2 protein-coding genes and 1 pseudogene are annotated in these 2,189 nt (G+C 45.6%); 1 reads left to right on the forward strand and 2 read right to left on the reverse strand.

The window, feature by feature from the left end; genetic code table 11:
- A partial coding sequence (locus tag ABL924_RS18285) for a hypothetical protein (RefSeq protein ID WP_349028528.1) occupies positions 1-192 on the reverse strand: 192 nt, incomplete at its 3' end.
- On the opposite strand from ABL924_RS18285, the gene ABL924_RS18290 reads away from it, so the two are divergent.
- Positions 184-954 (forward strand): hypothetical protein, encoded by a 771-nt coding sequence (locus tag ABL924_RS18290; RefSeq protein ID WP_349028529.1) that lies wholly within the window; start codon positions 184-186, stop codon positions 952-954. The two genes, ABL924_RS18285 and ABL924_RS18290, sit on opposite strands and share 9 nt — an antisense overlap.
- A 612-nt stretch (positions 955-1,566) precedes the next feature.
- Here ABL924_RS18290 and ABL924_RS18295 read toward each other — a convergent pair.
- Positions 1,567-2,025: pseudogene (locus ABL924_RS18295) on the reverse strand (DUF4158 domain-containing protein); the annotation flags it as partial.
- Positions 2,026-2,189: the final 164 nt, after the last annotated feature.

Here is a 2,189-nt window from a genome sequence, read left to right on the forward strand (position 1 = left end):
ATGGACATGCTGAAGTCGAATCCAGAACGCATACGCAGCTTCTTTCAGGATAAGAGAGTCAAATATGCAGCTTAAAACTTCTAAAGGCCGGATCAATAACTGCCAATCGCTAATTTGTTTGAGTCGGTGATAGCTAATATCATCAATAATCTGTGCCATAGTGTAGGTTCCGATTTCGCTGGCATGTGCCATGATCGCCTCCAGGCGGAACCCGATAGCGACAGTAACGATGACTTGTTGGCGGCGATCAATATCCTCAACCAAATGAATGAAGATGGCCGCCATAAATTACCAGCCAATGTGCCAATCGATTTTATTCCCCAAAAAATGAAAGCGATGGTTATGCAAGGCAAAAAACTCAATAAAGCCGCCTGGGAATGCGCCTTGATGACGGCAGTGTGTGACCAAATTAAATCGGGCAATCTTTCTGTCAAGCACAGTAAGCGGTTTGCCACGCTCGATGCCTTTTTTATCCCTTATCCCGAATGGGCGGACAAGCGTGAGGCCTTTTTTGCCCGTGCGGGCTTACCTGCAAACCCGAATGAGGTGGAAGAATATCTGACTAAACGGCTGAACAAGGCATACGATGATTTTTTGCAAGGTTTGCCGCAGAATTCCTACGTGCAGGTGGACGAAAAAGGCTGGCAAGTCTCGTCTGATCCAAGCGAAAAACTAGACAGCGGCACTTATAGCCGCTTGGATTCGTTACATGCGTGGCTTGGTAAGCACATGCGCACGATCAAGTTGCCGGACTTGTTGATCGAGGTGGATAACGAATTACAGTTTTCACGTCAATTTATGCCTTCGGCAGATAAAGAGCGCCCTGGCGCACAACAGGTGTGTGAAGTCTTGGCGTTGCAGGTTTTTAAACAAGGCTGGCGTGAACTGACGGATATAGCTGTACCTTGCCACTACCCGGTGAAAGGTATCGTGGTATTGGCTATTCAAATATAAATCGAGTTCTTCTTGCTCAGTTTTTAATAACTGAGGATCTATATTATCGAATATGGTCGGCAACACATCCGCTTTGTTGATGTCTTCACTTAAAAGCACATCCAAGATTGATTTATACCGGATCAACGATTGCCTGACTTGCCGCCGCCGTTTTTTCATGAAATCGTCAATTTCATTGTCGGCCCGGTTGTAGACTTTATTCACCAGCTTGTCGTACATTTCGACGACCGTATCAAAGGTGTCTTGGTACAACTGGTTCAGAAAACAAACCAGCACGGCGTAACGGCGTTCCGGCTTCAACTGGCGTAACCGAAAAATAGTGCATTGGCGGGCAAAGCGTGCAAGACTCCGTTGAAAGTTATTGTTGAGCCAGGACAGGTCAACGGCCAAAACACCTGTGTTCTCTATAAGTTCAATTCTTGCCGCCAGTTTATTGAATGCCGATGGTGACGGGAGGCCGGGCGGCTGTTTAAGGCTATGCAGCATGGAATAAGCATTATTCTCTGTCACCAACAACTGGTCTAACGGTTGCTGCGTGGTTACAGGTAAGGCTTGGTAGATTTGGTCATAAATTACATCTCTCGCGGCTTGACGTTGAGTTTGGATGATTCGCTGCAATGTGTCCAGGGCAGGCTCTAAAATATGGTTGGCTTTCAGATATTCCCTCATCCTGGCAGTGATAGCCCCAGTCTGTTCCAAACTATAGGACAGTTTGAACGCATAGCTTTCAACTTCCACCACGGCGGTGTTAAATTGGCGCAAACCCAAAAAATTGCGAATAGCTTCTTGATGCTCGGAGATAGTCGGTTGCCGGTTTGAATAACGGTCAATGAGTTGTTCATCGATTCCCAATTGCAGCGAAACAAAGGCCAGTATTTCTTGGTTAACCTCAAACGGCTTTTGGTTGGGGAAAATATTAAGCAGCCGGACATGCGCCAACTGGTAAGCGAACCCCAGTCGGGTATGGTCATGGCGACACTGGTTTACAACATCCAGATCGTGGTCGGAAAATTTAGCAATGCTGACTAATTGCTCTCGATTGCACGAAATATTACTCATTAGCGCTTGAATTTGATTGTTCGGAAATCAAGTGTTTTTCGGCAACCTGTGGGCATGGCTTTACCAAACTACAAAAATATGAAATGGTTTAATTAAACAGGACACTTCTAGAGGCAGATTTATAATGTCATTAGAGGTGACCATGAATATGAATAACATTCAAACGAAACGACCAA

This window comes from Methyloglobulus sp. (genome assembly GCF_040079455.1).
In the GTDB taxonomy this organism is placed as follows: domain Bacteria; phylum Pseudomonadota; class Gammaproteobacteria; order Methylococcales; family Methylomonadaceae; genus Methyloglobulus.